The organism is Rubrobacter marinus (assembly GCF_011492965.1).
In the GTDB taxonomy this organism is placed as follows: Bacteria; Actinomycetota; Rubrobacteria; order Rubrobacterales; family Rubrobacteraceae; genus Rubrobacter_F; species Rubrobacter_F marinus.
On the sequence record NZ_CP045121.1, the window covers coordinates 3125021 to 3149003 of the forward strand.

24 protein-coding genes and 4 pseudogenes are annotated in these 23983 nt (G+C 71.6%); 18 read left to right on the forward strand and 10 right to left on the reverse strand.

The window, feature by feature from the left end:
- Nucleotide 1: 1 nt before the first annotated feature.
- The 6 genes from GBA65_RS16165 to acnA all read right to left on the reverse strand — a co-directional run bounded on the left by GBA65_RS16165 (nt 2) and on the right by acnA (nt 6156).
- Nucleotides 2-553, reverse strand: a complete 552-nt coding sequence (locus tag GBA65_RS16165; protein WP_166397443.1) for a class I SAM-dependent methyltransferase — start codon at nt 551-553, stop codon at nt 2-4.
- 10 nt (nt 554-563) lie between these two features.
- Entirely contained in the window at nt 564-1361 is a 798-nt protein-coding gene (locus tag GBA65_RS16170) for an SDR family NAD(P)-dependent oxidoreductase (protein WP_166397444.1), read from the reverse strand.
- A gap of 262 nt (nt 1362-1623) precedes the next feature.
- Nucleotides 1624-1845 (reverse strand): cyclophilin-like fold protein, encoded by a 222-nt coding sequence (locus tag GBA65_RS16175; RefSeq protein WP_166397445.1) that lies wholly within the window; start codon nt 1843-1845, stop codon nt 1624-1626.
- 174 nt (nt 1846-2019) lie between these two features.
- Nucleotides 2020-2979, reverse strand: coding sequence for a 2-hydroxyacid dehydrogenase (locus GBA65_RS16180; protein ID WP_207955831.1), 960 nt, complete (start codon nt 2977-2979; stop codon nt 2020-2022).
- A gap of 211 nt (nt 2980-3190) precedes the next feature.
- Nucleotides 3191-4015 carry a hypothetical protein gene (locus tag GBA65_RS16185; protein ID WP_166397446.1) on the reverse strand — a complete coding sequence of 275 codons (825 nt, stop codon included), beginning with the start codon at nt 4013-4015 and terminating at the stop codon, nt 3191-3193.
- Nucleotides 3904-6156 (reverse strand): aconitate hydratase AcnA, encoded by a 2253-nt coding sequence (gene acnA, locus GBA65_RS16190; protein ID WP_166397447.1) that lies wholly within the window; start codon nt 6154-6156, stop codon nt 3904-3906. Before acnA ends, GBA65_RS16185 begins: the two co-directional genes overlap by 112 nt.
- A gap of 430 nt (nt 6157-6586) precedes the next feature.
- Between acnA and GBA65_RS16195 the strand changes: the two genes are divergently transcribed.
- Nucleotides 6587-6802: a hypothetical protein gene (locus GBA65_RS16195; RefSeq protein ID WP_166397448.1), complete on the forward strand. Its 216-nt coding sequence runs from the start codon at nt 6587-6589 to the stop codon at nt 6800-6802.
- A 14-nt stretch (nt 6803-6816) separates the two neighbouring features.
- On the opposite strand, the gene GBA65_RS16200 is transcribed toward GBA65_RS16195, so the two are convergent.
- Nucleotides 6817-7281 carry a GNAT family N-acetyltransferase gene (locus tag GBA65_RS16200; protein ID WP_166397449.1) on the reverse strand — a complete coding sequence of 155 codons (465 nt, stop codon included), beginning with the start codon at nt 7279-7281 and terminating at the stop codon, nt 6817-6819.
- A 206-nt stretch (nt 7282-7487) separates the two neighbouring features.
- Between GBA65_RS16200 and GBA65_RS26620 the strand changes: the two are divergent.
- From GBA65_RS26620 to GBA65_RS24525, 5 genes and pseudogenes are all read left to right on the forward strand, one after another.
- Nucleotides 7488-8657: pseudogene (locus tag GBA65_RS26620) on the forward strand (phosphopentomutase).
- 25 nt (nt 8658-8682) lie between these two features.
- A complete protein-coding gene (locus GBA65_RS16210; protein ID WP_207955833.1) occupies nt 8683-9654 on the forward strand; it encodes an ATP-dependent 6-phosphofructokinase in 972 nt (323 codons plus the stop codon).
- A gap of 150 nt (nt 9655-9804) precedes the next feature.
- A pseudogene (locus GBA65_RS26625) lies at nt 9805-10527 on the forward strand (thymidine phosphorylase); the annotation flags it as partial.
- A gap of 68 nt (nt 10528-10595) precedes the next feature.
- Nucleotides 10596-10997, forward strand: a complete 402-nt coding sequence (locus tag GBA65_RS26630) for a hypothetical protein (RefSeq protein ID WP_407691103.1) — start codon at nt 10596-10598, stop codon at nt 10995-10997.
- Between the two features lie 199 nt (nt 10998-11196).
- Nucleotides 11197-11782 (forward strand): annotated as a pseudogene (locus GBA65_RS24525) (phosphorylase family protein).
- A 51-nt stretch (nt 11783-11833) separates the two neighbouring features.
- Here GBA65_RS24525 and GBA65_RS25405 read toward each other — a convergent pair.
- Nucleotides 11834-11968 (reverse strand): hypothetical protein, encoded by a 135-nt coding sequence (locus tag GBA65_RS25405; RefSeq protein WP_266096500.1) that lies wholly within the window; start codon nt 11966-11968, stop codon nt 11834-11836.
- 627 nt (nt 11969-12595) lie between these two features.
- Between GBA65_RS25405 and GBA65_RS16225 the strand changes: the two genes are divergently transcribed.
- The 3 genes from GBA65_RS16225 to GBA65_RS16235 are packed head-to-tail and all read left to right on the forward strand — an operon-like array spanning nt 12596 to nt 14975.
- On the forward strand, nt 12596-13216 hold the full coding sequence (locus tag GBA65_RS16225; RefSeq protein ID WP_166397451.1) for a nitrogenase component 1 family protein: 621 nt from the start codon (nt 12596-12598) through the stop codon (nt 13214-13216).
- A 25-nt stretch (nt 13217-13241) separates the two neighbouring features.
- Nucleotides 13242-14657, forward strand: coding sequence for a nitrogenase component 1 (locus GBA65_RS16230; protein WP_166397452.1), 1416 nt, complete (start codon nt 13242-13244; stop codon nt 14655-14657).
- Nucleotides 14658-14708: 51 nt separating this feature from the next.
- The gene (locus GBA65_RS16235) at nt 14709-14975 is read left to right on the forward strand and encodes a hypothetical protein (protein WP_166397453.1); all 267 of its coding nucleotides are present in this window, start codon (nt 14709-14711) and stop codon (nt 14973-14975) included.
- Nucleotides 14976-15172: 197 nt separating this feature from the next.
- Here GBA65_RS16235 and GBA65_RS16240 read toward each other — a convergent pair whose 3' ends face one another.
- Nucleotides 15173-16792: a Na+/H+ antiporter gene (locus GBA65_RS16240; RefSeq protein WP_207955835.1), complete on the reverse strand. Its 1620-nt coding sequence runs from the start codon at nt 16790-16792 to the stop codon at nt 15173-15175.
- 54 nt (nt 16793-16846) lie between these two features.
- Nucleotides 16847-17026, reverse strand: coding sequence for a hypothetical protein (locus tag GBA65_RS16245; protein WP_166397454.1), 180 nt, complete (start codon nt 17024-17026; stop codon nt 16847-16849).
- Between the two features lie 306 nt (nt 17027-17332).
- Between GBA65_RS16245 and GBA65_RS16250 the strand changes: the two genes are divergently transcribed.
- The 9 genes and pseudogenes from GBA65_RS16250 (at nt 17333) to GBA65_RS16285 (ending at nt 23983) form a co-directional block, all read left to right on the forward strand.
- Complete coding sequence (locus tag GBA65_RS16250; protein WP_228281400.1) at nt 17333-18034, forward strand: S1C family serine protease; 702 nt, start codon at nt 17333-17335, stop codon at nt 18032-18034.
- Nucleotides 18035-18092: 58 nt separating this feature from the next.
- Complete coding sequence (locus GBA65_RS24530) at nt 18093-18242, forward strand: PDZ domain-containing protein (RefSeq protein ID WP_228281401.1); 150 nt, start codon at nt 18093-18095, stop codon at nt 18240-18242.
- 99 nt (nt 18243-18341) lie between these two features.
- Entirely contained in the window at nt 18342-18569 is a 228-nt protein-coding gene (locus GBA65_RS16255; RefSeq protein WP_166397455.1) for a hypothetical protein, read from the forward strand.
- Between the two features lie 5 nt (nt 18570-18574).
- Nucleotides 18575-19510 carry a cation diffusion facilitator family transporter gene (locus GBA65_RS16260; RefSeq protein WP_166397456.1) on the forward strand — a complete coding sequence of 312 codons (936 nt, stop codon included), beginning with the start codon at nt 18575-18577 and terminating at the stop codon, nt 19508-19510.
- A 127-nt stretch (nt 19511-19637) separates the two neighbouring features.
- The gene (locus GBA65_RS16265; protein WP_166397457.1) at nt 19638-20027 is read left to right on the forward strand and encodes an ArsR/SmtB family transcription factor; all 390 of its coding nucleotides are present in this window, start codon (nt 19638-19640) and stop codon (nt 20025-20027) included.
- 134 nt (nt 20028-20161) lie between these two features.
- A pseudogene (locus tag GBA65_RS24535) lies at nt 20162-22242 on the forward strand (heavy metal translocating P-type ATPase).
- Nucleotides 22242-22862 (forward strand): methyltransferase family protein, encoded by a 621-nt coding sequence (locus GBA65_RS16275; RefSeq protein WP_166397458.1) that lies wholly within the window; start codon nt 22242-22244, stop codon nt 22860-22862. Before GBA65_RS24535 ends, GBA65_RS16275 begins: the two are co-directional and overlap by 1 nt.
- A complete protein-coding gene (locus GBA65_RS16280) occupies nt 22859-23254 on the forward strand; it encodes a YkvA family protein (protein ID WP_207955837.1) in 396 nt (131 codons plus the stop codon). Before GBA65_RS16275 ends, GBA65_RS16280 begins: the two co-directional genes overlap by 4 nt.
- 135 nt (nt 23255-23389) lie before the next feature.
- Nucleotides 23390-23983, forward strand: a complete 594-nt coding sequence (locus tag GBA65_RS16285; RefSeq protein ID WP_166397459.1) for a DUF3105 domain-containing protein — start codon at nt 23390-23392, stop codon at nt 23981-23983.

Sequence of the window (23983 nt, forward strand, 5' to 3'; positions counted from 1 at the left end):
CTTACGGAAGGTGGTGATCCGACGCGTAAGGACCCCCTTCCCCTCGTCTTCTTCGGCGCTCGCCAGGACCGCCCAACCGTCGCCCTCGGCGTGGGTCTGCGGGCGGCCCCCGCTCGGCCGGGCCCCGCCGCGTCGAAGACCAGGACGCCACCGGGGACCAGCGCCGCGTGGATGCGACGGAGCAGCCCCCGGAGCTCCTCCTCCGTGTTGCGCTCGTCGAAGAGGTAGTTGAAGCACTCCCGACCGCCGCGACGGCGACGCACGGCGGGAGCTCGAAGGACAGGACCGAGCCCTCCACGAACCGCCCCTCCGGTACCCGCTCCCTCGCCATCTCGACCATCGCCCCGGAGATGTCCACCCCGAGAACGCCGTAACCGGCGTCGACGAGCCTCCGCGACAGGGGCCCACTCCCGCAGCACAGGTCGACGACGAGCCCGTCCTCGTGGCCGCCGTCCCGCAGGGTCTCTATCAACAGCCCCGCGGCGTCGTCGGCGACGCGCCCGAAGCCGGCGTCGTGAACGTACGCCAGGTCCTCCCGGTAGCCGTCGCTCACCGGCGTCCCGTCACGGCCCCTGCTTGCGGCGCCGGATGCTCTCCCAGGACCCGTCCGCGAACCAGCCGCCGTCGACGGAGAGGGTGTGGCCGTTGACGAAGCCGCTCCACTCGTCGTCCGCGAGGAAGGCGACGGCGCGGGCGATGTCCTCGGGGGTGGCGAAGCGGCCCATCGGGACCCGGCCCCGGATGTCGTCGTCGACGTAGCCGCCGGCCCCCTGGTCCTCCTCGTCCATCTCCGTCTTGACCCATCCTGGGCAGACGGCGTTCACGCGCACGCCGCGCCCGCCCCACTCGGCGGCCAGGGTGCGGGTCAGGCCGATCAGGCCGTGCTTGCTCGCGTTGTACGCCGCCCGGTCCCCGACCCCGAGGAGCCCCGCCACCGAGCTCACGTTGACGATGCTGCCCCTCCCCCGCCCGAGCATCTCGACGCCGAAGACTTGGCTCATCAGGAACGGCCCGGTGAGGTTCACCTCCAGGACGCGCCGCCAGTCCGAGAGCGTGGTCTCCTCCGCCGGGGCGATAAAGCTCACGCCGGCGTTGTTCACGAGCACGTCCACGCGCCCGAACTCGCCCATCACCGCGTCGAGCATCCCCCGCACCACCCCCTCGTCGGAGACGTCGCCGGGGAGCGAGAGGGCGGGGGCTCCGAGGGCCCGGAGTTCCCCGAGCGTCCCCTCGGGCGCGCCGAGGTCGTTCGCCGCCACGCGGTAGCCGCGCTCCGCGAGGGCGAGAGCCACCCTGCGGCCGATGCCGCGTCCGGCTCCGGTCACGACCGCGACGGGGTTCTGCGGGACTTCGGAAACCAAACAGGTCCTCCTTCTCGGCTACTTTACGGCGCGAAGAAACGCGACGGCGAAAGGGTACCGTTGCTCGCCGGCCTCGACCAGGGGCCGGAGGTGAGCCGCGAAGCGTTCCGCCTCTTCGGAGGTCAGGGCCTCCCGCATGGCCTCGCGGACCCTCGGCAGCTTCGGGTTCCCGGCGCTGTCTAGAAACTCCTCCCGCCGTGCTGGCGGCGGAGCACCCACTCGGCCCAGCGGTCCCGGGCCGGTTGCGCCGCCGCTCTGCCGTCTACTCCGCCGCCTCTATGCGCAGGTCCTCGTTGGCGCGCACGCCCTCGCAGCCCTCGAGGCCTTCGACGACGCGTCCGATCTTGGTGAAGTCCTCGGCGTCGCGGGGGGAGTCGTCGGAGGCGGGGCCGCAGAAGATGCACAGGGCGTTCCCCTCGGGCCAGTAGGCCACGTCGCCGGCCTCCACCCCGTTGTTGTCCGGCGGCTCGACGGCCTCGGGCACGAGGACGGGAAGTGAAGCTCGTCGTCCCCCGGCGCCTCGCCTTGACCTTCATCGGGAGCCTCTCCCACATCTCCTCGGCGACCGGGCGCTCCTCGAGCTCTACCGTGATCTCCGCCCCGTGCCCCCGCACCACCATGCGCTTCGCCAAGCCTACCCTCCTTTTGTTGTCCTTCTCTACTCCTCGACCGGGCTCTTCGGCGGCTCCCCCATCAGCACCGCCCTTATGTTCTCCGCCGCCAGGACCGCCATCTTGTCCCTGGTCTCGATGGAGCCGCTCCCGATGTGCGGGGCGAGCACCACGTTCTCCCTCTCCAGGAGCTTCGGGTGCACCTTCGGCTCCTCCTCGTAGACATCGAGCCCGGCGGCGAAGATGTTCCCCGCCTCCAGAGCGTCCGCGAGCGCCGCCTCGTCCACGACCGGCCCGCGCGAGGTGTTGACGAGCACCGCGCGGGGCTTCATCCTCCCGAGCTCCTCGGCGCCTATAAGGTGATGCGCCTCCTCGGTGAGGGGGGTGTGTACCGAGACGAAGTCGCTCGTCTCCAGAAGCTCGCCGAGCTCCATGCGGCGCGCCCCGAGCTCCCTCTCCGCCTCGGGCTTGCGGGAGCGATTGTAGTAGACGACCTCCATGCCGAAGCCGCGGGCGCGCCGGGCGACGGCCTTCCCGATCCTGCCGAGCCCGACCACGCCGAGCCTCTTGCCCACACGTCCGGGCCCATGAAGAGCTTCGGGCCCCACCACTCCCACCGGCCCGCGCGCAGGGCCCGCTCGGCCTCCCCGAGGCGCCGCGCCGCGGCGAGCAGGAGCATGAACGCGACGTCGGCCGTGGTCTCGTCGAGGACGCCGGGGTGTTGGCGACGACGACGCCCCTCTCCCCGCCGCCCCGAGGTCCACGTTGTCGTAGCCGACGGCCATGTTCGCGACGACCTTCAGACCGTCCCCGGCGGCCTCCATGAACTCGCCGTCTATCGTCTCCGTCACGGTCGAGAGCACGCCTTCGGCGCCCTCGGCCGCCTCCAAGAGCTCTTCGCGGGCGGGGGGCGCCTCGGAGAGCACGGTCACGTCGAAGCCGGCCTCCCGCAGGGTGCGGAGCCCGGCCTCGGGGATCTCACGGGTAACGAGGACCTTCGCGGGCACGCTACGCTACCGCTCCGGGCCCGGCGGGGCCCTGTGCCGGGCAGGTCTCTGAGGTCCCGAATGCCACCTTCGTCCCCTCTCCCGTACGTAGATGGACCAGAGTGGTACGAAGGTAAACGGGATCGGCCCTCGGGTCAAGGAAGACCGGGCGCCGGGGCCGCGTGGCCCCGGCGCCCGGAGGGAGCCCGCTCTCGCGCGCGGGCTTCGCCCTTTAGGCGCTCTCCTTGAGCTGGCGGAGGACGGTGTGCAGGATGCCGCCGTTCCTCAGGTACTCGACCTCGACGGGCGAGTCGACGCGGGCGAGGACCTCGAACTCCTTCGTCTCCCCGTCGTCGCTCGTGGCGCGCACGTTGAGCGTGGCGCCCGGCGAGAGGTCGGCGAGGCCGAGGACGTCGTAGGTTTCCTTACCGGTGAGGCCGAGGGACTCGGCGCTCTCGCCGCCCGCGAACTGGACCGGGAGGACGCCCATGCCGATGAGGTTGGAGCGGTGGATCCGCTCGAAGCTCTCGGCGATGACGACCTTTATGCCGAGAAGGAACGAGCCCTTCGCCGCCCAGTCGCGGGAGGAGCCGGTGCCGTACTCCTTGCCGGCGAGCACGACGAGGGGTACGCCCTCCTCGGCGTACCGCATCGCGGCGTCGTAGATCGTGGTCTCCTCGCCGTCGGGGAAGTGGACGGTGTAGCCGCCCTCCTTGCCGCCCGCGAGCTCGTTGCGCAGGCGGATGTTCCCGAAGGTGCCGCGCACCATCACCTCGTGGTTGCCGCGCCGGGAGCCGTAGGAGTTGAAGTTCCTCGGGTCGACGCCCTTCTCCTGGAGGTACTGCCCGGCGGGGCTCTTGGAAGGGATCGCGCCGGCAGGCGAGATGTGGTCCGTCGTCACCGAGTCGCCGACCTTGACCAGGACGCGCGCCCCCTCGATGTCCGTCAGGTCCGAGGCCTCGGGGGAGAGGTTCTGGAAGAACGAGGGCTCCTGGATGTAGGTGGAGTCCGGGTCCCAGGCGTAGACCTCGCCCTCGGGACCTCGACCTCGTTCCACTGCTCGTTGCCGGTGTAGACGTTGGCGTACTGCTTCTTGTACAGGTTCGGGTCGAGCGCCTTCTCGGTCTCGCGCGCGACCTCCTCCTGCGACGGCCAGATGTCCTTGAGGTAGACGTCGTTGCCGTCCTTGTCCTTGCCAAGGGGCTCGTTGACGAGGTCGATATCGACCGTGCCGGCCAGGGCGTAGGCGACGACGAGCGGCGGGGAGGCGAGGTAGTTGGCCCGTACGTCCGGGTTGATCCTGCCCTCGAAGTTGCGGTTGCCGGAGAGGACGGCGGCGACGACGAGGTCGTTCTCGTCGACGGCCTTGGAGACCTCCTCGTCCAGCGGCCCCGAGTTGCCGATGCAGGTGGTGCAGCCGTAGCCGACGACGTCGAAGCCGAGCTCCTCGAGGTACGGCAACAGGTCCGAGGTCTGGAGGTACTCCGTGACGACCTTGGAGCCTGGCGCGAGGCTGGTCTTGACGTGCGGCTCGACGGTCAGCCCCTTCTCGACCGCCTTCTTGGCGAGAAGCCCGGAGCCCATCATCACGGACGGGTTCGACGTGTTGGTGCAGCTCGTGATCGCCGCTATGACGGCCGAGCCGTGCTTGAGGTGGGCCTCCCTGCCGTCGAGGGTGAGGGTGACGCCCCCGTTCGGCACGGCCTCCGGCTCGCCGCCCTCGGGCTCGCCTCCCGCCGAAGGGTCGGCGTCGCCCTCGCCGGTGGCGTCGGCCGACGCGGCCGGGGCATCGCTCGTCGGGAAGGACTCGGTGTCGTCCTCCTCGTGGCTCCCCCCGGCGGACATGGCCCCGCCCTCCTGGCCGCCGTACTCGTCCGAGGCGCCCCTGGCCCGCCCGCCGTCCGTGGCGGGGGCGTTGGCGTGCGGGGTGTCGCTCGCCGGGAACGACTCGTCGTCGGCCTCGTCGTAGGCGTCGTCGGCGTTCTGGATAAACTCGTTGTCCGGCTCGACCATCGCGGCGAGCGCCTGGCGGAACGCGGGCTTCACGTCGGAGAGCGCCAGCCTGTCCTGCGGGCGGCGGGGACCGGCGAGGCTGGACTCGACCTCGTTCATGTCCAGCGCCAGGGTCTCCGTGAAGCGCGGGTCCGGCGTCTCGTCCGTGCGCCAGAGGCCCTGCTCCTTCGTGTACGCCTCGACGAGATCCGTGAGCTCCTCGTCGCGGCCGGTGCCCTGGAGGTACCGGATCGTCTCGGCGTCGACCGGGAAGAAGCTGGAGGTCGCGCCGTACTCGGGGGCCATGTTGGCGATGGTGGCGCGGTCGGGGAGCGAGAGCTTGCTGAGGCCCTCGCCGTAGAACTCCACGAACTTGCCGACGACGCCGTGCTTGCGGAGCATCTCCGTGACGGTGAGGACGAGGTCGGTCGCGGTCACGCCCTCGCGCAGGGCGCCGGACAGCTTGAAGCCTATGACCTCCGGCACGAGCATGTAGTAGGGCTGGCCGAGCATGACGGCCTCGGCCTCGATCCCGCCGACGCCCCAGCCGAGGACGCCCAGGCCCTCGACCATCGTCGTGTGGCTGTCCGTCCCGACGAGGGAGTCCGGCATCGCCACCCCGTCGCGGACCTCGACGACGCGGGCGAAGTACTCGAGGTTGACCTGGTGGATGATCCCGGTCGCGGGCGGGACGACGGTGAAGTCGTCGAAGGCCTGCTGGCCCCACTTCAGGAACTCGTAGCGCTCGCGGTTGCGCTCGAACTCGCGCTCGGCGTTGAACTGGAGCGCGGCGGCGCTGCCGAAGGCGTCGACCTGCACGGAGTGGTCCACGACGAGGTCACTCGGGACGAGCGGGTTGATCTTGGCCGGGTCCCCCCCGACCTCCTTCATCGCGCTGCGCATCGCGGCGAGGTCCACGACGGCGGGCACCCCGGTGAAGTCCTGCATCACGACGCGCGCCGGGAGGTAGGCGAGCTCCCCGCCGATGGACTCGGGCCAGTTCGCCAGCGCCTCGACGTCCTCCCTGGCGACGAACTTGCCGCCGCAGTTTCTCAGCAGGGCTTCGAGGAGTACCCGGACGGAGAACGGGAGGGAGAAGACGTCTCCTCCGACCTTCTCGTCCAGCTCCTTCAAGCTGTAATAGTCGACCTCACCGGAGCTTGTGGTAAGGGTCTTACGAGCGCCGAACGAGTCATTGCTTTGCATCCGCGGTACCTCTCTTCGATCCTCGTCAAAACAAGCAAAATCTAGGCTTGAGTATAACGGATTCCATGCCTTCGTCAGCCTCGGGGGAGCGCCGGTTCTATACTGATCGCGTGGCGAAGCGAGGCTACAATCGGGACACCATCAGGGCGGGGCGAGCGAGTGGGACGTCTCGCGGCCGTTCTCCAGCTACGGGAAGCTTCTGGGACGCCTGCTCGTCCACCCGCTGCGCTTCTTCGAGCTCCTCCCGAGGGTCCCGGACCCCAGGGCGCCGGGCTCTTCCTCGTCTTCTCCGGCGTCCCCGCCGCGGTCCTGTGGGCCCTGGGGGCGAGCTCTACGGGCGGCTCTGGCGCTCGTCCTGCCCCTGCCCCTCTCGCTCGTCCTCGCCGCCCCCTACCACCTCGCCTCCTGGCGCGGCAGGTACGGCTACGCGGTGACGTGGCGCGTGCTCGCCTACCCGTTCGGCTACGCCTGGCCGCTGGCGGCGGTGCCGGGGGTCAGGTGGTTCGCGGGCGCCTACGCGGGCGTGCTGCTGCTCGCGATCGGGCTCTCGGTGGTCCGGGAGATCACGTTCGGCAGGGCGTTCCTCTCCTGCCTCGTGATCGGCGGCCTGATCCTGCTCGCCGCGGGGGCCGCCTTCTCGGGCTGAGGCCCGCTCTCCCCCTACTCGTCCGGGTCCGGCGGGTCCTGCATGTCGCCGACGAACTCGAGGGAGACGTGGTCCGTCTCGACGAAGCCGAGGGAGCGGTAGAAGGCGCGGGCGACCGAGTTGTCGGACGTGGCGATAAGCTCGACGAGGGTGGCCCCTTCCGAGGCTGCGACCTCCCTGATCCCGTCGACCAGAAGCTTCCCGACGCCCCGGCGGCGGGCCTCGCCGGCCACCACGAGCATCGGGACCTCGATGACGACGTCGCCGTGCGCGAGGTCGGGCTTGATCCAGAGCGTCGCCGCCCCCACCAGCCCCTCCTCGCCCTCCACGACGAGGACGCGCGCCCGGGGCTCGTCGAGAAGCTCGAGGAGGCGCTTGCGGACGGCCGGAAGGTCCGGGGGCTTATCCCCGAGCGCCTCCGCCAGCTCGCCGGCGAGCCCGTGGACCGCCTCGGCGTCCGCAGCGACCGCCCCTCGCACGGCCTCTCTCCCTCCCGGCAACATGCCTCCTACTTGCCCTTCCGTAGCGGTTCGCAACCCCGCCGCCCCGCGTCCCGGGGCCCCGTCGAGGCCCTGCTTCCCCCGTCGCGCCACCCCCGGGACTCGCCCACCGTTCTATTCTATGATTGGTCCTCGATGGCGATCGGCCGCGCGCTTCGGGGCGGGGACGGCGGGAGGAGGATTCGATGGGCCGGAGGGCCGTGATCCTGGTGCTCGACGGCGTGGGGGCGGGAGGCGCGCCCGACGCGGCGGCGTTCGGCGACGAGGGCGCGAACACCCTGGGCAACACGGCCCGGGCCGTCGGAGGCCTGGAGGTGCCGAACCTCGGCGCTCTGGGGCTCGGGAACGTCGTCGAGGCCGAGGGCGTCCCCGCGGTCGAGGCGCCGCGGGCCTCCCACGGGCTCATGGAGGAGCGGTCGGCGGCGAAGGCGACGCTCGCCGGGCACTGGGAGATGATGGGGATCGTCCTCGAGGACCCGCTGCCAACGTACCCCGAGGGTTCCCCGAGGAGATACTGCTCCGGTTCGAGCGGGAGACCGGGCGCGGGGTCATAGGGAACGAGCCGGCGTCGGGACGGAGATCGTGGAGAGGCTCGGGCCCGAGCAGGAGAAGACCGGGCCTGGATCGTCTACACCTCCGCCGACTCCGTCTTCCAGGTCGCGGCGCACACCGGCGTGATCCCCCTTCAAGAGCTTTACGACGCCTGCGAGAAGGCCCATCGCATGCTCATCGGGGAGGGCAAAATCCTCGTCGAGCGCGTGATCGCGCGTCCCTACCACGGGAGCGCCGGCGCCTACGAGCGGGAGAACGAGAACCGCCACGACTACGGCATCACCCCGCCCCGCGACACCTACCTGGACCTCCTGAAGAACGCCGGCCACGAGGTCGTCGCCGTCGGCAAGGTCCGGGACATCTTCGACGGACGCGGCATCACCGAGCACCTCCCCGGCCAGCCCGACGACGCCGCGAAGGTCGACGCCGTCCTCGGCGCCTTGAGCAGCGTCGAGTCGGGCCTCGTCTTCGCGAACCTCGTGGACTTCGACGCCAAGTACGGCCACCGCCGCGACCCGCAGGGCATGGCCGAAAACCTCGCGCGCTTCGACGCCAGGGTCCCCGAGATCCTCGCCGCCCTCACGGAGGACGACCTGCTCGTCGTCACCGCGGATCACGGCAACGACCCGACGTTCAGGGGTACGGACCACACCCGCGAGCGCGTCCCCCTGCTGGTCCTCGCGGGAAGCGGCGCAAGCCGCCCGCTCGGCGTACGCGACGGCTTCTCGGACGTGGGCGCGACGGTGGCGGCGTGGCTCGGGATAGGGAGAGACGGATTGCCGGGGAGGAGCTTCCTCCCATAAGCACGGGAGAGACGGGGAGGGAACGTTGAAGATAGCGGTGCTTACCGGCGGGGGTGTCGCCCCCGGGATGAACGCGGCGGTGCGCGCGGTGGCGCAGGCGGCCTTCGGCAAGGGCTGGGAGGTCGCGGCGGTCGAGTCGGGGTACGCGGGCCTCCTGGAGGGGCGCTTCCGCTCCGTGGATTCCGGCGCCCTGAGCGGCTGGATGTCCCGCGGCGGGACGATGCTCGGGACGGAGCGCTCCGACGATTTCGCCACGGACGAGGGGAAGAGCCGCGCGGTCGAGGCCGCGCGGGAGGCCGGCGTCGAGGGGCTCGTGGTCGTCGGCGGGGGCGGGAGCCTCGCCGGGGCGCTCGCGCTCGACGAAAGGGGGCTGCCGGTGGCGGGGATACCCGCGACCATAGACAACGACGTCGCCGGCACGGATATGTCCATAGGGGTGGACACCGCGCTGAACACGGCGGTGGGGATCATCGACCGCATAAGGGACACCGCGAGCTCCCATCACCGGGCGCACGTGGTCGAGGTCTTCGGCCGCGACAACGGCTACCTCGCGGTGATGAGCGCGCTCGCCGGCGGGGCCGACGCCGTCCTGACGCCGGAGTTCGAGACGAAGCCCGAAGACATAGTGCGCCTCCTGGAGGAGTCCTACGAGGGGGGCAAGCCCCACTTCGTCGTCGTGGTCTCGGAGGGCGCCTCGCCCACCGCCGACGAGCTCTGCGGCCACATAAACGACGCCGGCGAGAGCTACGCGGCCGACCTGACGGCGGCGGGCCACATACAATCCGGCGGCGGCCCGACCGCCTTCGACCGCATCCTGGCCGGACGCCTCGGCGCCGCCGCGGTCAAGGCCCTCGCGGACGGGGACGCCGGGAAGATGATGGGCCTCCAGGGGAACGTCATCGAGCGCGTGCCGCTTGAAGAGATCGTCGGGGAGGACCGGCCGCTCGACCCGGGCCTCTACGAGCTGGCCGGGGAGCTGGCGAGGATACCGCGCTAGCCCCCCGAGGGTTGCACGACCGCAGGGTCCAGAAGGAAGGGGTACGGCTTGGCCGGCGACGGAGACGCGAACCGTTCGGGTAGCGCGGTGCTGGAGGCCATAGAGCTCAAGAAGCGGGGCGCGGAGCTCCCGGAGGGGCTCGTCCGCGAGGTGGTCCGGGGCTACTCGGGGGGCGCGGTGCCGGACTACCAGATGTCCGCGCTCCTCATGGCGATCTTCTTGAAGGGGATGAGCTACGGGGAGACGTTCGCGCTCACGGCGGCGATGGCCTCCTCCGGGGCGCGTTACTCCTTCCCGGAGTGCGTGGACAAGCACTCGACCGGCGGGGTCGGGGACAAGATCTCCCTGACCTCCCTCCCCATCGTCGCGGCCTGCGGCGCCCCCGTCGCCAAGCTCTCGGGCCGGGGCCTCGGCACGACCGGCGGGACGATCGACAAGCTGGAGGCGATCCCGGGCTTCTCCGCCGCCCTCACGGAGGCGCGTTTCCGCCGCCAGGTCGACGAGGTCGGCCTCGCCATAGCGGAGGCCGGGGAGGTGGCGCCCGCGGACAAGGCGATCTACGCCCTCCGCGACACCACCGGCACGGTCGACTCCCTGCCCCTCATCGGCTCCTCCATCGTCTCCAAAAAGGCGGCCACCGGCGCCGGACACCTCCTCTACGATGTCAAGCAGGGCTCGGGCGCGTTCATGAAGGGCACGGAGGAGGCCCGGGAGCTGGCGAGCCTCCTGGTCCGGCTGAGCGAGGACTCGGGCGTGCAGGCGTCGGCCCTCATCACGGACATGGACGAGCCCCTCGGGTCCGCCATAGGCAACGCCCTCGAGGTCCGCGAGAGCGTGCGCTTTCTCCGGGGCGAGGAGACCCCGGCCGACCTCTCGGAGATGGCCCGGATCGTGGCGGTCCGCCTCCTGGAGCTCAAGGGCATAAGCGACGCGGAGGGGCCGTGGAACACGCCCTCTCCTCCGGCGCAGCCTTCGAGAAGCTCGGCGAGTTCGTCGCCGCGCAGGGCGGGGACGCGGACGCCCTGGAGGCTCTCCCCGTCTCGGGGGACGTCCGCGAGGTCGCGGCGCCCCGTTCCGGCTACGTCGCGGGGTTCGGGGCCCTGGGGGTCGGCCGCGCCGCCCTGGCTCTGGGCGCGGGGCGAGAGAAGAAGACGGACCAGGTGGACCCCGGGGTCGGCGTCGAGGTACTGGTCAAGACGGGGGACGAGGTCGAGGAGGGCCGGGCGGTGGCGCGTGTCTACGGCTCGCGCGACACGGAGAGGGCCGAGGCCCTGATCCTGGCCTCGCTGGAGCTCTCGGACGAGCCCGCGAGGCGCCCCCCTGTTATCCTTGGGAGCCTGTAATTCAGCCGTCGGCAAGGACGAAGGGTCGGGGACTGACGGCCTGCGACGACCAGAGGGAGGAGCATATGAGCCCTGTCCACGTGCGGGCCGAGCCTGGAGAGCTCGCCGAGAACGTTCTGATGCCTGGCGACCCCAGGCGGGCGCGGTACATCGCCGAGAACTTCTTCGAGGGCGCGAAGCTCGTGACCGAGGAGCGGGGATGCTCGGCTACACCGGTGCGTACAAGGGCAAGCCCGTCTCGGTGCAGACGACGGGGATGGGTTGCCCGTCGGCCGCGATCGTCACGGAGGAGCTCATACAGCTCGGGCGAAGAACCTCCTCCGGGTCGGTACCTGCGGCGGCTATCACCCCGAGATGGTCTTGGGCGACCTCGTGATAGCGACCGCCGCCACCGCCCAGGACGGCACGGTCTCCAGCATCACGCAGGGCGTCCCCTACGCCCCGCCGCCCACTTCGACCTCGTCCACGCGGCGTACCACGCGGCCGAGAAGATCGCGCCGGAGCGCCCGCGTTTCCTGGGCCCCATCGTGAGCTCCGACCTCTTCTACGACCCCGAGGAGGACCCGCAGGAGCTCTGGAACTCCCTGGGCGTGCTCGCGGTCGAGATGGAGGCGGCGGCGATCTTCACGCTCGCGGCGATGCGGGGCGTGAGGGCCGGGTGCCTGCTCACGGTCTCCGACACCATCGCCGCCGAGGGCGTCGAGCGCATCGAGGACTCCTCGCTCAAGGACGCCGTGGACAACATGATGGAGCTGGCGCTGGAGACCCTCGACGCCTTAAACTAGGGCCCTCAGGAGTGGGCGGCGGGCCAAAGGGGGATGCCCGCACGGCAAGTATTAGGGAGAGAGATTGACCATCCTCAACGAGTCGGGGGTACCGGACGTCGTCTCCCCCTGCACGGCCTCTCCCGTCTGGCGGAGGATCTCGGGGATGCCCTGATCGTCGTGGCCGGCACCCGCGCCGACGCCCACCTCGTCCTCTCCCTCTCCGGCCCGCTCCCCGGTTCCCCCGCTACCGCGGACCGGCCGTCCCGGCCGTCTCCCTTGTCGTGCTGGAACCGGACGAGCTCCCGGAGGGCGGCGTCCTCGCCTCCCGGATCGTCGAGGCGGCCTCGGGCTCGCGCGGCGCCGGCGTGGTGCTGCTCGTGGCCTGCCGGTCGGCGCGCCTGCTGGGGGTGGACCCGCATTTCGAGGCGGAGCTCGCCGAGAGGCGCCTGGGGGGGCCCCCGGTGCGGGCGGTCGAGCCCTCGAGGGACGCCCCCGGCGTCCTCTCCACGGATCTCGCGGACGAGGCGCTGCGGGTCCTCGTCGGCCTCGGCTCGCGCGGCGTCTTCGGCCCGGAGCACGAGGAACCGTTCCCGGCCAAGGGCGGGGCGAAGGGTAGCGCGAGGTCCGGGCTTCTCGGCAGGTTGAGGGGGAGGTCCGGGGGCCGGAGGGCTTACGAGGAGGCGGGGGAGCGCAGGCCGGTCGTGCTGCTCGGCGGGGCCTCGGGCTCCCGGGGAGAGCTGGCCTCGGAGCTCAGGCGGGCCGGGGTGGAGGTCGCGGGGAGCGTTCCAGCGGACGAGCGGGCGGGTTGGGGGCGGGGTCGCGGAGCTCCCGGTGGTCGGCGAGGGGACGGTCGTCGCGGTCCTCGACCCCTACCTCGTCGGGGCGGCTCGGGAGGCGGAGGAGCGCGGGGCCGAGGTGGTCCGGACGCTCTTCCCCGTCGGGGTGGACGGCACGGCGCGCTTCGTCGGCGACGTCGTGGCGGCGACCGGCGGCGTGACGAGCGAGGGGCCCGCGCCCGGCGGGTGTGGCAGGAGATGGAGCACCTGCGCGCCAGGGTCCGCGGCAAGAGGGTGTTCTTCACGGGGATTCGGGATGGAGATCCCGCTCGCCCGCTTCCTAGCGAACGCGGGGGCGGTGGTCCTGGAGGTAGGGACGCCGCGCCTGGAGAAGCGATTTCTCGGGGTGGAGCTCTCGGCCCTGGGCTCGGACGTGGACGTGGTCGAGGCCCCGGACTGGCGGGCGCAGCTCGGCCGGATAGAGGCGGCCCGGCCGGACGTGGTGGTGGCTGGCCCCGGGCTCTTCGTCCCGCTCGTCGCGCGCGGCCACCTGTGCCGATCGTCCGTGGACGTCCTCGCCCTCGACCCGCGGGGGTACGAGGGGGCGCGCAGGGTGCTCGCCCTCTTCGCGCGGACGTTCGAGCGCGCCGAGGCGCTGGACGCCCTCAACCTGTGAGCACGGTAGGTACCACGGGGCGCCCATGAGGGTCCTCGGCGGCCTCTACGAGGGTCCGGGCAGCCACGGCATCCTGCGGGCGGCGGCCTCCGTCGAGGGGGTGCACGCGGTGCTGCGCGCCTACCCGGAGGAGGGCTACTTCGCCGCTCTTTACGGCGCGCTCACGCGCTCCGGCGACCCGGCGCCGGTCTCGTTGAGCCCAGTCGGCGGGCCCGGCCTCGCGCGGGACCTGCGGGAGATCTCGCGCAAAAACCCGGACGCGGAGGCTTTCGTCCTCGCGCGCTCGGAGGCGGCGCTGCTCTCCGGCGAGGCCACCCCCGACCTCGTGCTCCCCGAGAGCGGCGAGACGGGCCGGGCGCCGAAGCTCGTCGCCTGCGCGTGGGAGTCGCCGGTCGTGCGGGAGATCGAGGCCGCCGACCTCGCCCTCGAGGAGCTCGTGAGGGCGCACGCGAAGCCCCAGGCGAAGAGCCCGACCCCGACGGTGAACGTCTTCGGGCCCCCGCTCTTCGCGCCGGGCGCGGAGGAGGAGGCCCAGGAGGTGGAGCGGCTCCTGAACCTCCTCGGGGTCGGGGCGACGCGGGTACCGCTCGGGGCCTCGGTCGGGGAGCTCGCCCGCCTCCCGCGCGCGTGGGCGAACGTCGTCCTGTACCGCGAGGTCGGGGACGCGGCGACCCTCTTTCTGCAGGACGAGTTCGGGATGCCGCGCGTGACGACCCCGCCCCTGGGCTCGGCGGGGACGGGGGCGGTGATGAGGGCGGTGGGCGGGCTCTGCTCCCTCGATTCGGGGAGGGTCCGCCGGGCGGTGTGGGCGGAGCTCGCCCGGACGGCGAAGCTGCCGTGGTACGCCCGCCTCGCCGTCCCCGAGACCTTCGGGTGCCGCAGGGCCGTGATCTTCGGGGACTTCACCTACTCCGTGGGCCTCGGCTACACCCTCGCGCGCGAGGTCGGGCTGGAGGTCGCGTGGGCGGGGACGTACCTGTCGCAGCTCGAGAAGGACTTTCTCTTCCAGGCCGGCACGTTCACCGACGAGGCGTTCGTCACGGACGACCCCGGCGAGGTGGCCGCCCGCGTCGAGGAGGCGGACCCGGACCTCGTCGTCGGCACGCACCTCGAAGGGGCGGTCGCGGACGCCCTCGGCATCCCGTTCCTCCCCCTCTGTCCCCCCGTCGCCCAGAACCCGTTCGCGGGGCAGCCGCTGATGGGCTACAGGGGCTCCAGCGTGCTCGCCGACGCCCTCGACGGCGCCCTGGGCGGACCGCGGAGGGAGCCCGGCCGCGGGGGCAAGACGCGCGGTCCCCTCTGGACCGAGGAGGCGCTGGAGGAGCTAGAAGAGGTGCCGGCCTTTCTGAGGGGCCGCACCCGGAGGCTCGCCGAAGAGCGCGCCCGCGCCGTCGGCTCGCCGAACGTTACCCCCGAGATCCTGGAGGACAGCCGCTCCTGACGCCCTGCGACGAGCCGCTATAATCCTCGCGACAAAAGAGAGAGGCGGGTTTTGGGCATAAGGGATTTCATCGAGTACCTCAGGGAGCACCGGGAGAAGGCCGAGAGGCCCGAAGGGCTCTCCGAGTCCGAGCGACAGGAGGTCTTGCAGGAGGCCGAGATGATGGTCGGGATGGCGGACGCCGCCGTCCGAGAGCTCGGCTCGGTCATCGCCAACCGCAGGATCAACCTGCCAGAAGAGCACGCCGTCCGCTTCGCCCAGGACGTCTTCCTCTACCTCAAGGACGAGGAAGAGAAGGTCAAGGAGAAGCTCCGCTGACCCCGACCGGCGCCCCCCGTCGAGTTGCGCGTCGGAAGTTCGCGGCTCAGACCGCGGTGCCCCTCCGATCTATGGCCCACCGATCCTTCGGCAAGGCACCCAGGAGGCAGAGCTTTTCGGTGTTGTAGTCCGACGCGGGGTAGCGCCGGCGAGAGGTGTGGCACGAGGTTTTGCCTGGTTTCGCTTTGTGCTGCGGCTCATGCCTCCAGGCGCGCTTCTTCGAGGTCGAGATCGCGCTCAATGCGGTGGAGTGCTTCGTCGGAGATCACGCCATCATCCCGCAGTTGGACCAGCCGCTCGCGCTGCGCCTTGACCAGCTCGTGGACCAGCCGCATGTACGCCTGCGAGCGCTCCTCGTAACCGTCGTCGCCGAGTTCGCGGGCCGCGAAGCGGCCCCGCCGGTAGCCGTACATGCCGCGCACCCGCTCGGCGGTCTCCTCCCGGACCCACCCTTCTTCCGCCACTTCCTCCAGGCGAGCCAGGGCGGCGTCGGCGGCTTCTATGCGGCCGCGCACCTCCTCGCTCTGGACGGAGCCGTCGTCTTCGAGGCCAAGGGCGCGGATGAGGAGCGGGAGCGAGAGGCCCTGGACCACGAGGGTCACCAGGATCACGGCGAAGGTCAGGAAGAGGATGAGGTCCCTCCCCGGGAACTCGGCCCCAGCCCCGGTGGTCAGCGGCAGGGAGAGGGCGGCGGCCAGGGAGATCACGCCGCGCATCCCCGCCCACGAGATGACCATCACGTTGCGCCACGAGGGCGAGGGGTCGCGTTCGCGCACGCGCCTGCTCGCCCACCGCGGCAGGTACGTGGCCGGGAAGACCCAGGCGACCCGCACGAGGGCGACCGTCAAGCTCACGAGCACCCCGTAGAAGAGCAGCTCGGCCGCCGCGTACTCCCGTAGCCCTTCCAGGACCGCGGGGAGCTGCAGACCGATGAGGACGAACGCCAGCCCGTTGAGCAGGAAGACGACGACGTTCCACACGGCACCCCCCTCCAGGCGCGAGAGGGAGGACATCAGGGTCGGGCTCTTGCGCCCCAGGTAGAGCCCCGCGGCCACCGCCGAGAGCACCCCGGAGAAGAAAGGCTCGCCGGGGAGGCCCAGAATCTCGTGCCAGAGGAGGTGCGGCCCCTCCTCGGCGGACAGGTAGGCCACGAACGGCGCCAGGAGCGTGACCACTATCTCCACGGGCGTATCGTTCAGCGCCCCGAGCGCGCGCACCACGAGCCACCCGATCCCGAGCCCCACCGCGACCCCGCCCACGGCGCCCACCACGAACTGAAAGCTCACCCCCGCGAGCGAGAACGCGGCCGTCCCCGCCGCCACGCCCGCCGCCACCCGGAAGGCCACTATGGCGGCGGCGTCGTTGACCAGGCTCTCGCCTTCGAGGACCGTGACGATCCGGCGCGGCACCCCGAGGCGCTGCGCTATCGCGGTCGCGGCTATGGCGTCGGTGGGAGAGACGATGGCCCCGAGGACGAACGCCGCCGGCCACGACAGCCCCACGACGAGGTGCGCGACGACCGCCACCGCGGCCATCGTCGCCAGCACGAGACCCACGGCGAGCAGCGTTATCGCGCGCAGGTTAAAGCGAAAGTCGCGCCAGGACGTGAAGTACGCCGCCGAGAAGAGCAGCGGCGGCAGGAAGAGGAGGAACACGAGCTCGGGCTCCAGCGCCACCGTCGGCAGCCCCGGCACGAACGCCAGCCCCAGCCCGCCCAACACCAGCAGGATCGGGTACGGCACCCCGATCCTGCGCGCCAGCGTAGCGAGCGCCGCCACCGCCGCGAGCAGCGCCATGACCACGCCTAACTCCGGCAAACCAGCCCTCCCTTCAAACGCCCCCTCCGCGAGCCGAAAACCTTCACCCGGACCCTACCGCCGCTTCTTGTGTCGGCGGACGCGGCTAGTCTTCGTCCTCGTCGTCCTCCTCCTCCTCCTGCTCCTCCCGAGGCAGCCGGAGAGGAAGAGCAGCGCCGTCGCGGAGAGTCCCGCCAGGCCGAGCTTCAGGAAAGCCCGGCGGCTCAATACCTCGTCGTTTCGGGGTCTCGCCATCCCTGCCCTCGCCTTCTTTCGGGGTCTCCCTTCCCGACGAGGATTATCCCAGAGGTTGGACCGCGGCGGCTACTCGCGGGGGGCCGCGGATGCCTTGGTATACTCGTTTTGAGGCCCGTCACCGACGCTATTCGGGCGGGCAAACATTCGAGGTTCTCCGGCGGGATCGTCGCTGCCGACGGGAGGTATGAAGGGTGTCGAAGATGAAGCTCGCGCCGCCGATCCTGGTGGCCCTCTTGCTGGTGTTTGCGGGGGGTGCACCCTCGGGGCGAGGAGCCCGAGGAGTCCGGGCAGGGGGCCGCGAACGTGGCCCAGGAGGCGCCCGAGCCCAGCGCGGGCGTCCCCGAGGACGAACCCGTGGCGAGGGTGGCGTCGCAGGTTGAGCCGAGCATCGTGCAGGTGAACGTGCAGGCCATCCAGGAGACGCCTTTCGGGACGCAGGAGGAGGCGCAGGGGCTGGGGAGCGGCGTGATCTACAGCGAGGACGGCTTTATCGTTACGAACAACCACGTCGTCCAGGACGCGAGCGAGGTCAACATAGCCTTCGCCGACGGGAGCATCGAGCGCGGGGAGGTCGTCGGGAACGACCCCGCTACCGACCTCGCCGTCGTGAAGGTGGAGCGCGGCGGCCTGCCGGCGGCGCGCTTCCGCGAGAACGCGGACCTGACGCCCGGCCAGCTCGCGGTCGCCATAGGGAGCCCGTCCGGGTTCCAGTCGACGGTGACTGCCGGGGTCATCAGCGGCCTGAACAGGTCGCTGCCGCCGGAGCTTACGGGGGGCGACACGTCGCTCGTGGACCTCATACAGACGGACGCGGCCATCTCCCCGGCAACTCGGGCGGGGGCTGGCCGACCGGGCGGGCGAGATCGTCGGCATCAACGTCGCGTATCTGCCCCCGCGCAGACCGGGGCCGAGAACATCGGGTTCGCGATCCCCTCGGACACGGCGATCTCGGTGGCGGATCAGCTTATCGAGGACGGGGAGGCGACCCAGCCGTTCCTGGGGTGAACCTCGGGAGCTCTCGCCGGAGGACGCCGAGCAGTTCGGCATCCCGGTCGAGGGTGGGGTGCTGGTCAGCGAGGTCGAGCGCGGCGGTCCGGCCGGCGAGGCCGGGTTGGAGCGGGGCGACGTCATCACGGCGGCGGGCGACGCCGCCGTCGCGAGCTACGGCGACCTGTTGGGGTCCTGCGCGACTACCGTCCCGGCGATACCATAGCGCTCACCGTCGTCCGCGACGGCGAGGAGCAGCAGTTCGAGGTCGAGCTCGGCGAGCGCCCGCAGCAGGGTTAGCGCCGCGGGCAGGAGGGGTTCTAACGTGTGGAAGAGGCGGATGGTCGAGACCTTTGCCATTCTGACGATCGGTGACGGCGCGATCGAGGTGATCTCGCCGAGAGAGCACTCGCGCCTCTGGGAGGCGGGGCCCGAGGCCGCGCGTAAGGTCGCCCGCTTCTTCGCCGAGAACCCCGGCTACATGCGGGCACTGGGCGCCGCGCAGACAGGCTTCGGGATCTGGCTCGCGCTCAAGCAGTACGAGGAGGTCTGAGGCCGGTGGGTCACGGGCACGACCACTCGCACGACGGGCACGGGCACTCCCACGGGAGCTCGAACAAGCGCGCGCTCGCGATCGTGCTGGCCCTGACGGGCGGGTTCACCGTGGTCGAGGTGATCGGGGGACTCCTCACGGGCTCCCTCGCCCTGCTCGCCGACGCCGGGCACATGCTCTCGGACGCCGCCTCCCTGGCGGTGGCGCTCTTCGCCGCATGGCTCGCCGGTCGTCCGGCGACCCCGTCCCGGAGCTTCGGCCTCCGCCGCGCCGAGATCCTCGCCGCCCTCTTCAACGGGGTGACGCTCGTGGCGATCTCGATCTGGATCTTCGTGGAGGCCTACCGCCGCCTCTCGGAGCCCCCGGAGGTCCTGGGCGGGCTGATGCTCGCCATAGCCGTGCTCGGCCTCGGGGTGAACGTCGCCGGGGCCTTCATCCTCTCCCGCTCGGAGGGCGAGAGCTTGAACGTCGAGGGGGCGCTGCGCCACGTCATGGCCGACGTCCTCGGCTCGATCGGCGCGATCGTCGCCGCCGTCGTCATCCTCCTCACCGGCTGGCGCTACGCGGACCCCCTGATCAGCGTCGTCATAGGCCTGCTGGTCCTCGCCTCGTCCTGGAAGCTCCTGCGCGACTCGGTGACCATCCTCTTGGAGGCGACCCCGCGCGGCATCGACGCCGACGCGGTGGGCAGGAAGATGGTCGAGGTCGAGGGCGTGCGCGAGGTCCACGACCTGCACATCTGGACGATAACGAGCGGCTTCCCCGCCCTCGCCGCCCACGTCCTCGTCGGCCGCAACGAGAACTGCCACGAGAGGCGCCGCGAGATCGAGGACGTGCTCGAACACGAGTACGGCATCGAACACACCACCCTCCAGGTCGACCACGTCGGCGACCACCACGCCACCCTCCACGCCCTCCGCTTCCGCTCCCGCGACGAGTAAAAGGCCCCCCAACCTCCCCCCCACCTTCTTACCTCCACGGCACCACCGCTTTCGCACGGCTCTGATGAACCCAGGCCAGGGGCCTTCCCCCTTGCGCTAACGTATCAACGTACGTTAGTATGAGTTCATGAGCGACGAGCGTTGCGATCTGTTGTGTCTGGACGCGCCGAGGGCGGAGGGGATCCGCCGGGCGCTGTTGGAGGACGGGGCGGCGCGGGCGGCGGCGGAGCGGGCGCGGGCGCTCTCGAACCCGACGAGGCTCACGCTCGCGGCGGCGCTGCGCGAGGCGGGCGGGGAGGGTGGGGTCGGCGAGTTGTGCGTCTGCGACCTGGCCTGGATCTCCTCCCGCGCCCAGAACCTCGTCTCGCACCACCTGCGCACGCTCCGGTCGCACGGCCTCGTCGTCTCGCGCCGGAGTGGCAAGCTCGTCATGTACTCCCTGACCCCCGCAGGCCGGGCCCTCCTCGACGCCGTGCTGGGCGAGGAGACGGAGCCCGCGAGAGCCGGGGCGCGGTGAGCCGGCCGAGGAAGATGCTCCCCGTCCTTGGGCAGGAGGGGGACGGGCGGCCCGCGGGCCCGGCGACGCGGGAGGAGCCCCGGCACGAGCCCGCGCTGGATGGGACGGAGCGGACCGTGGTGCGGGTCGAGGGGATGGACTGCGCGAGCTGCGCGATCACCGTCGAGAGGCGGGTGGCGGCGCTGCCGGGGATGCGCCGGACCACCGTGAACTTCGCCGCCGGCCGCCTCGACGCCGAGCACGATCCCGGCCTCCGGCTGGAGGAGATCGAGCGCGCCGTCAGGGACGCCGGCTACGGGGTGCGTAAGGTGGAGGGGGCCGAGGAGGCGTCCTTCTGGCGCACGCCGAGGGCGCTGCTCACCGTCGCCTCCGCCGTGCTCTTCCTCGTCGGGCTCTCGCTCTCGCTCGCCGGGGCGTCGGAGGTCGCGCGGGCGCCCGTCTACCTCGCCGCCATCGTGGTCGGGGGGCTGCCGATCTTCCGGGCGGCCGTCGCCGGCCTGCGCGCGCGTCACCTCGACATGAACGTGCTCATGGCCGCGGCGACGGTAGGGGCCGTCGGCATCGGCGAGTGGGCGGAGGCCGCCTCGGTCGTGGTGCTGTTCGCCGCCGGCAACGCGCTGCAGGTCTACGCGATAGCCAGGACGCGCGGCGCCGTGCGCTCGCTCGTCGGGCTCGCCCCCGACGAGGTGCTCGTGAGGAGGGGCGGCGAGGAGACGGTCGTGCCGGCGGACGAGGTCGGCGTCGGCGATGCCGTGGTCGTCAGGCCCGGGGAGAGGCTCGCGGTCGACGGCGTCGTGATCGAGGGCACGTCGGCGGTGGACGAGGCCCCGGTCACCGGGGAGAGCGTGCCGGTGGAGAAGGGGCCTGAGGACGCGGTCTACTCGGGCACCCTCAACGGCTCCGGCGGGCTCGTGATCAGGGCCACGAGGCGGGCCGAGGACTCGACGCTCCAGAGCGTCGTCCGGCTCGTGGAGGAGGCGCAGGCGACGAAGGCCCCGCCGAGCAGTTCGTGGACCGTTTCTCGCGCGTGTACACGCCGGTCGTGGTGGCGATGGCCGTGCTGCTGGCGGCCGTGCCTCCCCTGCTCGGGGCTTCTTTCGGGGAATGGTTCTACCGGGGGCTGGCGCTGCTCATCATCGCCTGCCCTTGCGCGCTCGTCATCTCCACCCCCGTCACCGTGGTCTCGGGGATCGGGGCGGCCTCCAGGCGGGGCATCCTGGTGAAGGGCGGGGCGGCGCTCGAGGCCGCCGGCCGCATAAAGGCGCTGGCCTTCGACAAGACCGGCACGCTGACGGAGGGTCGCCCGGTCGTCTCCCGCGTCGTGGTCCTGGACGGCCGGGACGAGGCCGAAGCGATAGGGCTCGCCGCGGCCCTGGAGCGTCGCTCGGAGCATCCGCTGGCGCACGCCATCTTGAAGGCGGCGGAGGGATACGAGACGGGTGCCCTGCCGCGCGTCGAGGGCTTCCGGTCGGTGGCGGGGCGGGGCGCCGAGGGCAGGGTCGCGGGGAGGCGATACGCCATAGGCAGCCCCCGGCTCTTCGCCGAGGCGGGCATCCCGCTGGACGGCGCGAGGGGGGCGCTCGAGGGAGTGGAGCAGGACGGCGAGACGCCGGTGGTCCTGGGCGACGAGCACGGGCCCATCGCCGTCTTCGGGCTCGCCGACGCCGTGCGGCCCGAGGCGAGGGCCACGATCTCGGCCCTCCGGGAGGCCGGGGTCGGGGAGATCGTGATGCTCACGGGGGACGCCGAAGCCCCCGCCCGCAGGACGGCGGAGGCGCTGGGCATAAGATACAGGGCGCGGCTCCTCCCCGAGGACAAGGTCGAGGCCGTGCGCGGGCTCGTGGCGGAGCACGGCTCCGTGGGGATGGTCGGCGACGGCGTGAACGACGCGCCCGCGCTCGCCGCCTCCTCCGTCGGCTTCGCGATGGGGGCGGCCGGGTCCGGCGTGGCGCTGGAGACGGCGGACGTGGCGCTCATGCAGGACGACCTGCCGAAGCTCGCGGAGGCGGTGAGGCTCTCCCGCGCCGCCGAGGGGATCATCAAGCAGAACGTCCTCGTCTCGGTGCTCGTGAAGGGGCTCTTCGTCCTGCTGGCGCCCTTCGGCCTCGTCGCACTGTGGCTCGCCGTCCTCGCTGACATGGGCACCTCCATCGCCGTCACGCTCAACGGCCTGAGGCTCTTCCGGGCCCGCGGCGACGGACGGGGCGCGCGCTGATGGCGCTCGCGGCCCTGACCCTCTACGCGCTCTACGCCGCGCGGGCCCTCGGGGGGCGGGCGCTCCTGCAACTCCGGCGCACCGGCTCGACGGGGATCGCCGGGATCAAGGGGCGGCCGGGCTCCGTCGAGTGGAGCGGGGGCGTGCTGTTCGTCGCCGCCTCGCTGCTCTTCCTCGCCGCCCCGGTGCTGGACCTCGCCGGCTTGCTGCGGCCCGTCGCCGCCCTGGACGGCCCGGCGGGGCACGCCCTGGGGTTCATGCTGTACTTCGCGGGCCTCGCCGGACCGCTCGTCTCCCAGCTCGTTATGGGCGCCTCCTGGCGCGTGGGGGTGGATCAGGCCGAGAAGACGAAGCTCGTCACCGCCGGTCCCTTCGCGCTCGTGCGCAACCCGATCTTCTCGAGCACCGTCGCGGCCTTTGTGGGGATAACGCTCGTGCTGCCGAACGCCGCGGCCCTCGTGGGGCTCGCGGCGATGTTCGTCTCGGTCGAGACGCAGGTCCGTATGGTCGAGGAGCCTTACCCCATCCGTGCGCACGGCGCCGGTTACGCGGCCTATGCCTCGCGTGCGGGGCGCTTCGTGCCGGGGCTGGGGCGCCTGGAGAGGGGTGGTACGCGGTGAGCGGGGTGTACGAGCGGCTCGAGGGCTGGGCGAAGAAGCTCAAGGCGGAGGTGTACGCGCTGTACCTGGCTTACCGGGACCCGCGGGTGCCGCTGTACGCCCGGGTGTTCGCCGCGGTCGTCGTCGGGTACGCGTTCAGCCCGATAGACCTGATCCCCGACCCCATCCCCGTCCTCGGGTATCTGGACGACCTGGTGCTCGTCCCCCTTGGGGTGGCGCTCGCGATACGCATGATCCCGGCGCCCGTGCTCGCCGAGTGCCGTGCGAAGGCGCGGGGGGCCATGGCCGGCGGCAAGCCGGTAAACAAGGTGGCGGCCGTCGTGGTGGTGGCCGTCTGGCTCTCCCTCGCGGCGCTGGCGGTCTTTCTCTTCGCGGCGTGGATGCGGCCGTAGACGGTCTTCCGCGGGCCCTTCCGGTGGTCGGATTTTCTTGTGCTAGGATGGGCAACGCCCGTCCGGAACGCGCGGGCCCGGCGCCCGCCGGCCTTTCGGGCGGGACCGTGCAGGAGCAAGAAGAGAGGTAGGGAGTTGGGCAAGAGCAGGGGTGCGCAGGGCCAGCAAGCGACGGGCGGTGGGCCCTCCAGGACGACGATCATCATCGGCCTGGTGGTCCTCGCATTCCTCGGGGGTTTCGGCGCGCTGGTCTGGTTGGACAGCAGCCAGAGCTCCGGGCCGCCGGACGGCGTCGAGGAGTTCGACGTCTCCGCCGGAGCGGGCAACCATACCCAGGACCCCGTGGACTACGAGCAGAGCCCCCCGGTCGGCGGGGCGCACAACGACGTCTGGCAGAACGCCACCTTCTACGAGGAGCCGATCCGCAACGAGAACGCGGTCCATACCCTGGAGCACGGGGCGGTCTGGATCACCTACTCTCCCGACCTCCCGCAGGAGGGGAAGGACAGGATAAGGGAGCTCGTCGAGGGCCGGGACTGCCTGATGGCGAGCCCCTACCCCGACCTGCCCGGGGGCACCCCGATCGTGGCTTCGGCGTGGGGCAAGCAGCTCGCCTTCGAGAGCGCGGACGACGAGGCCCTGCAACAGTTCATCCAGGCCTACCGGCGCGGCCCCCAGACCCCGGAGCCGGGCGCGGCCTGCACCGGCGGGACGGCGGAGACCGTCTAG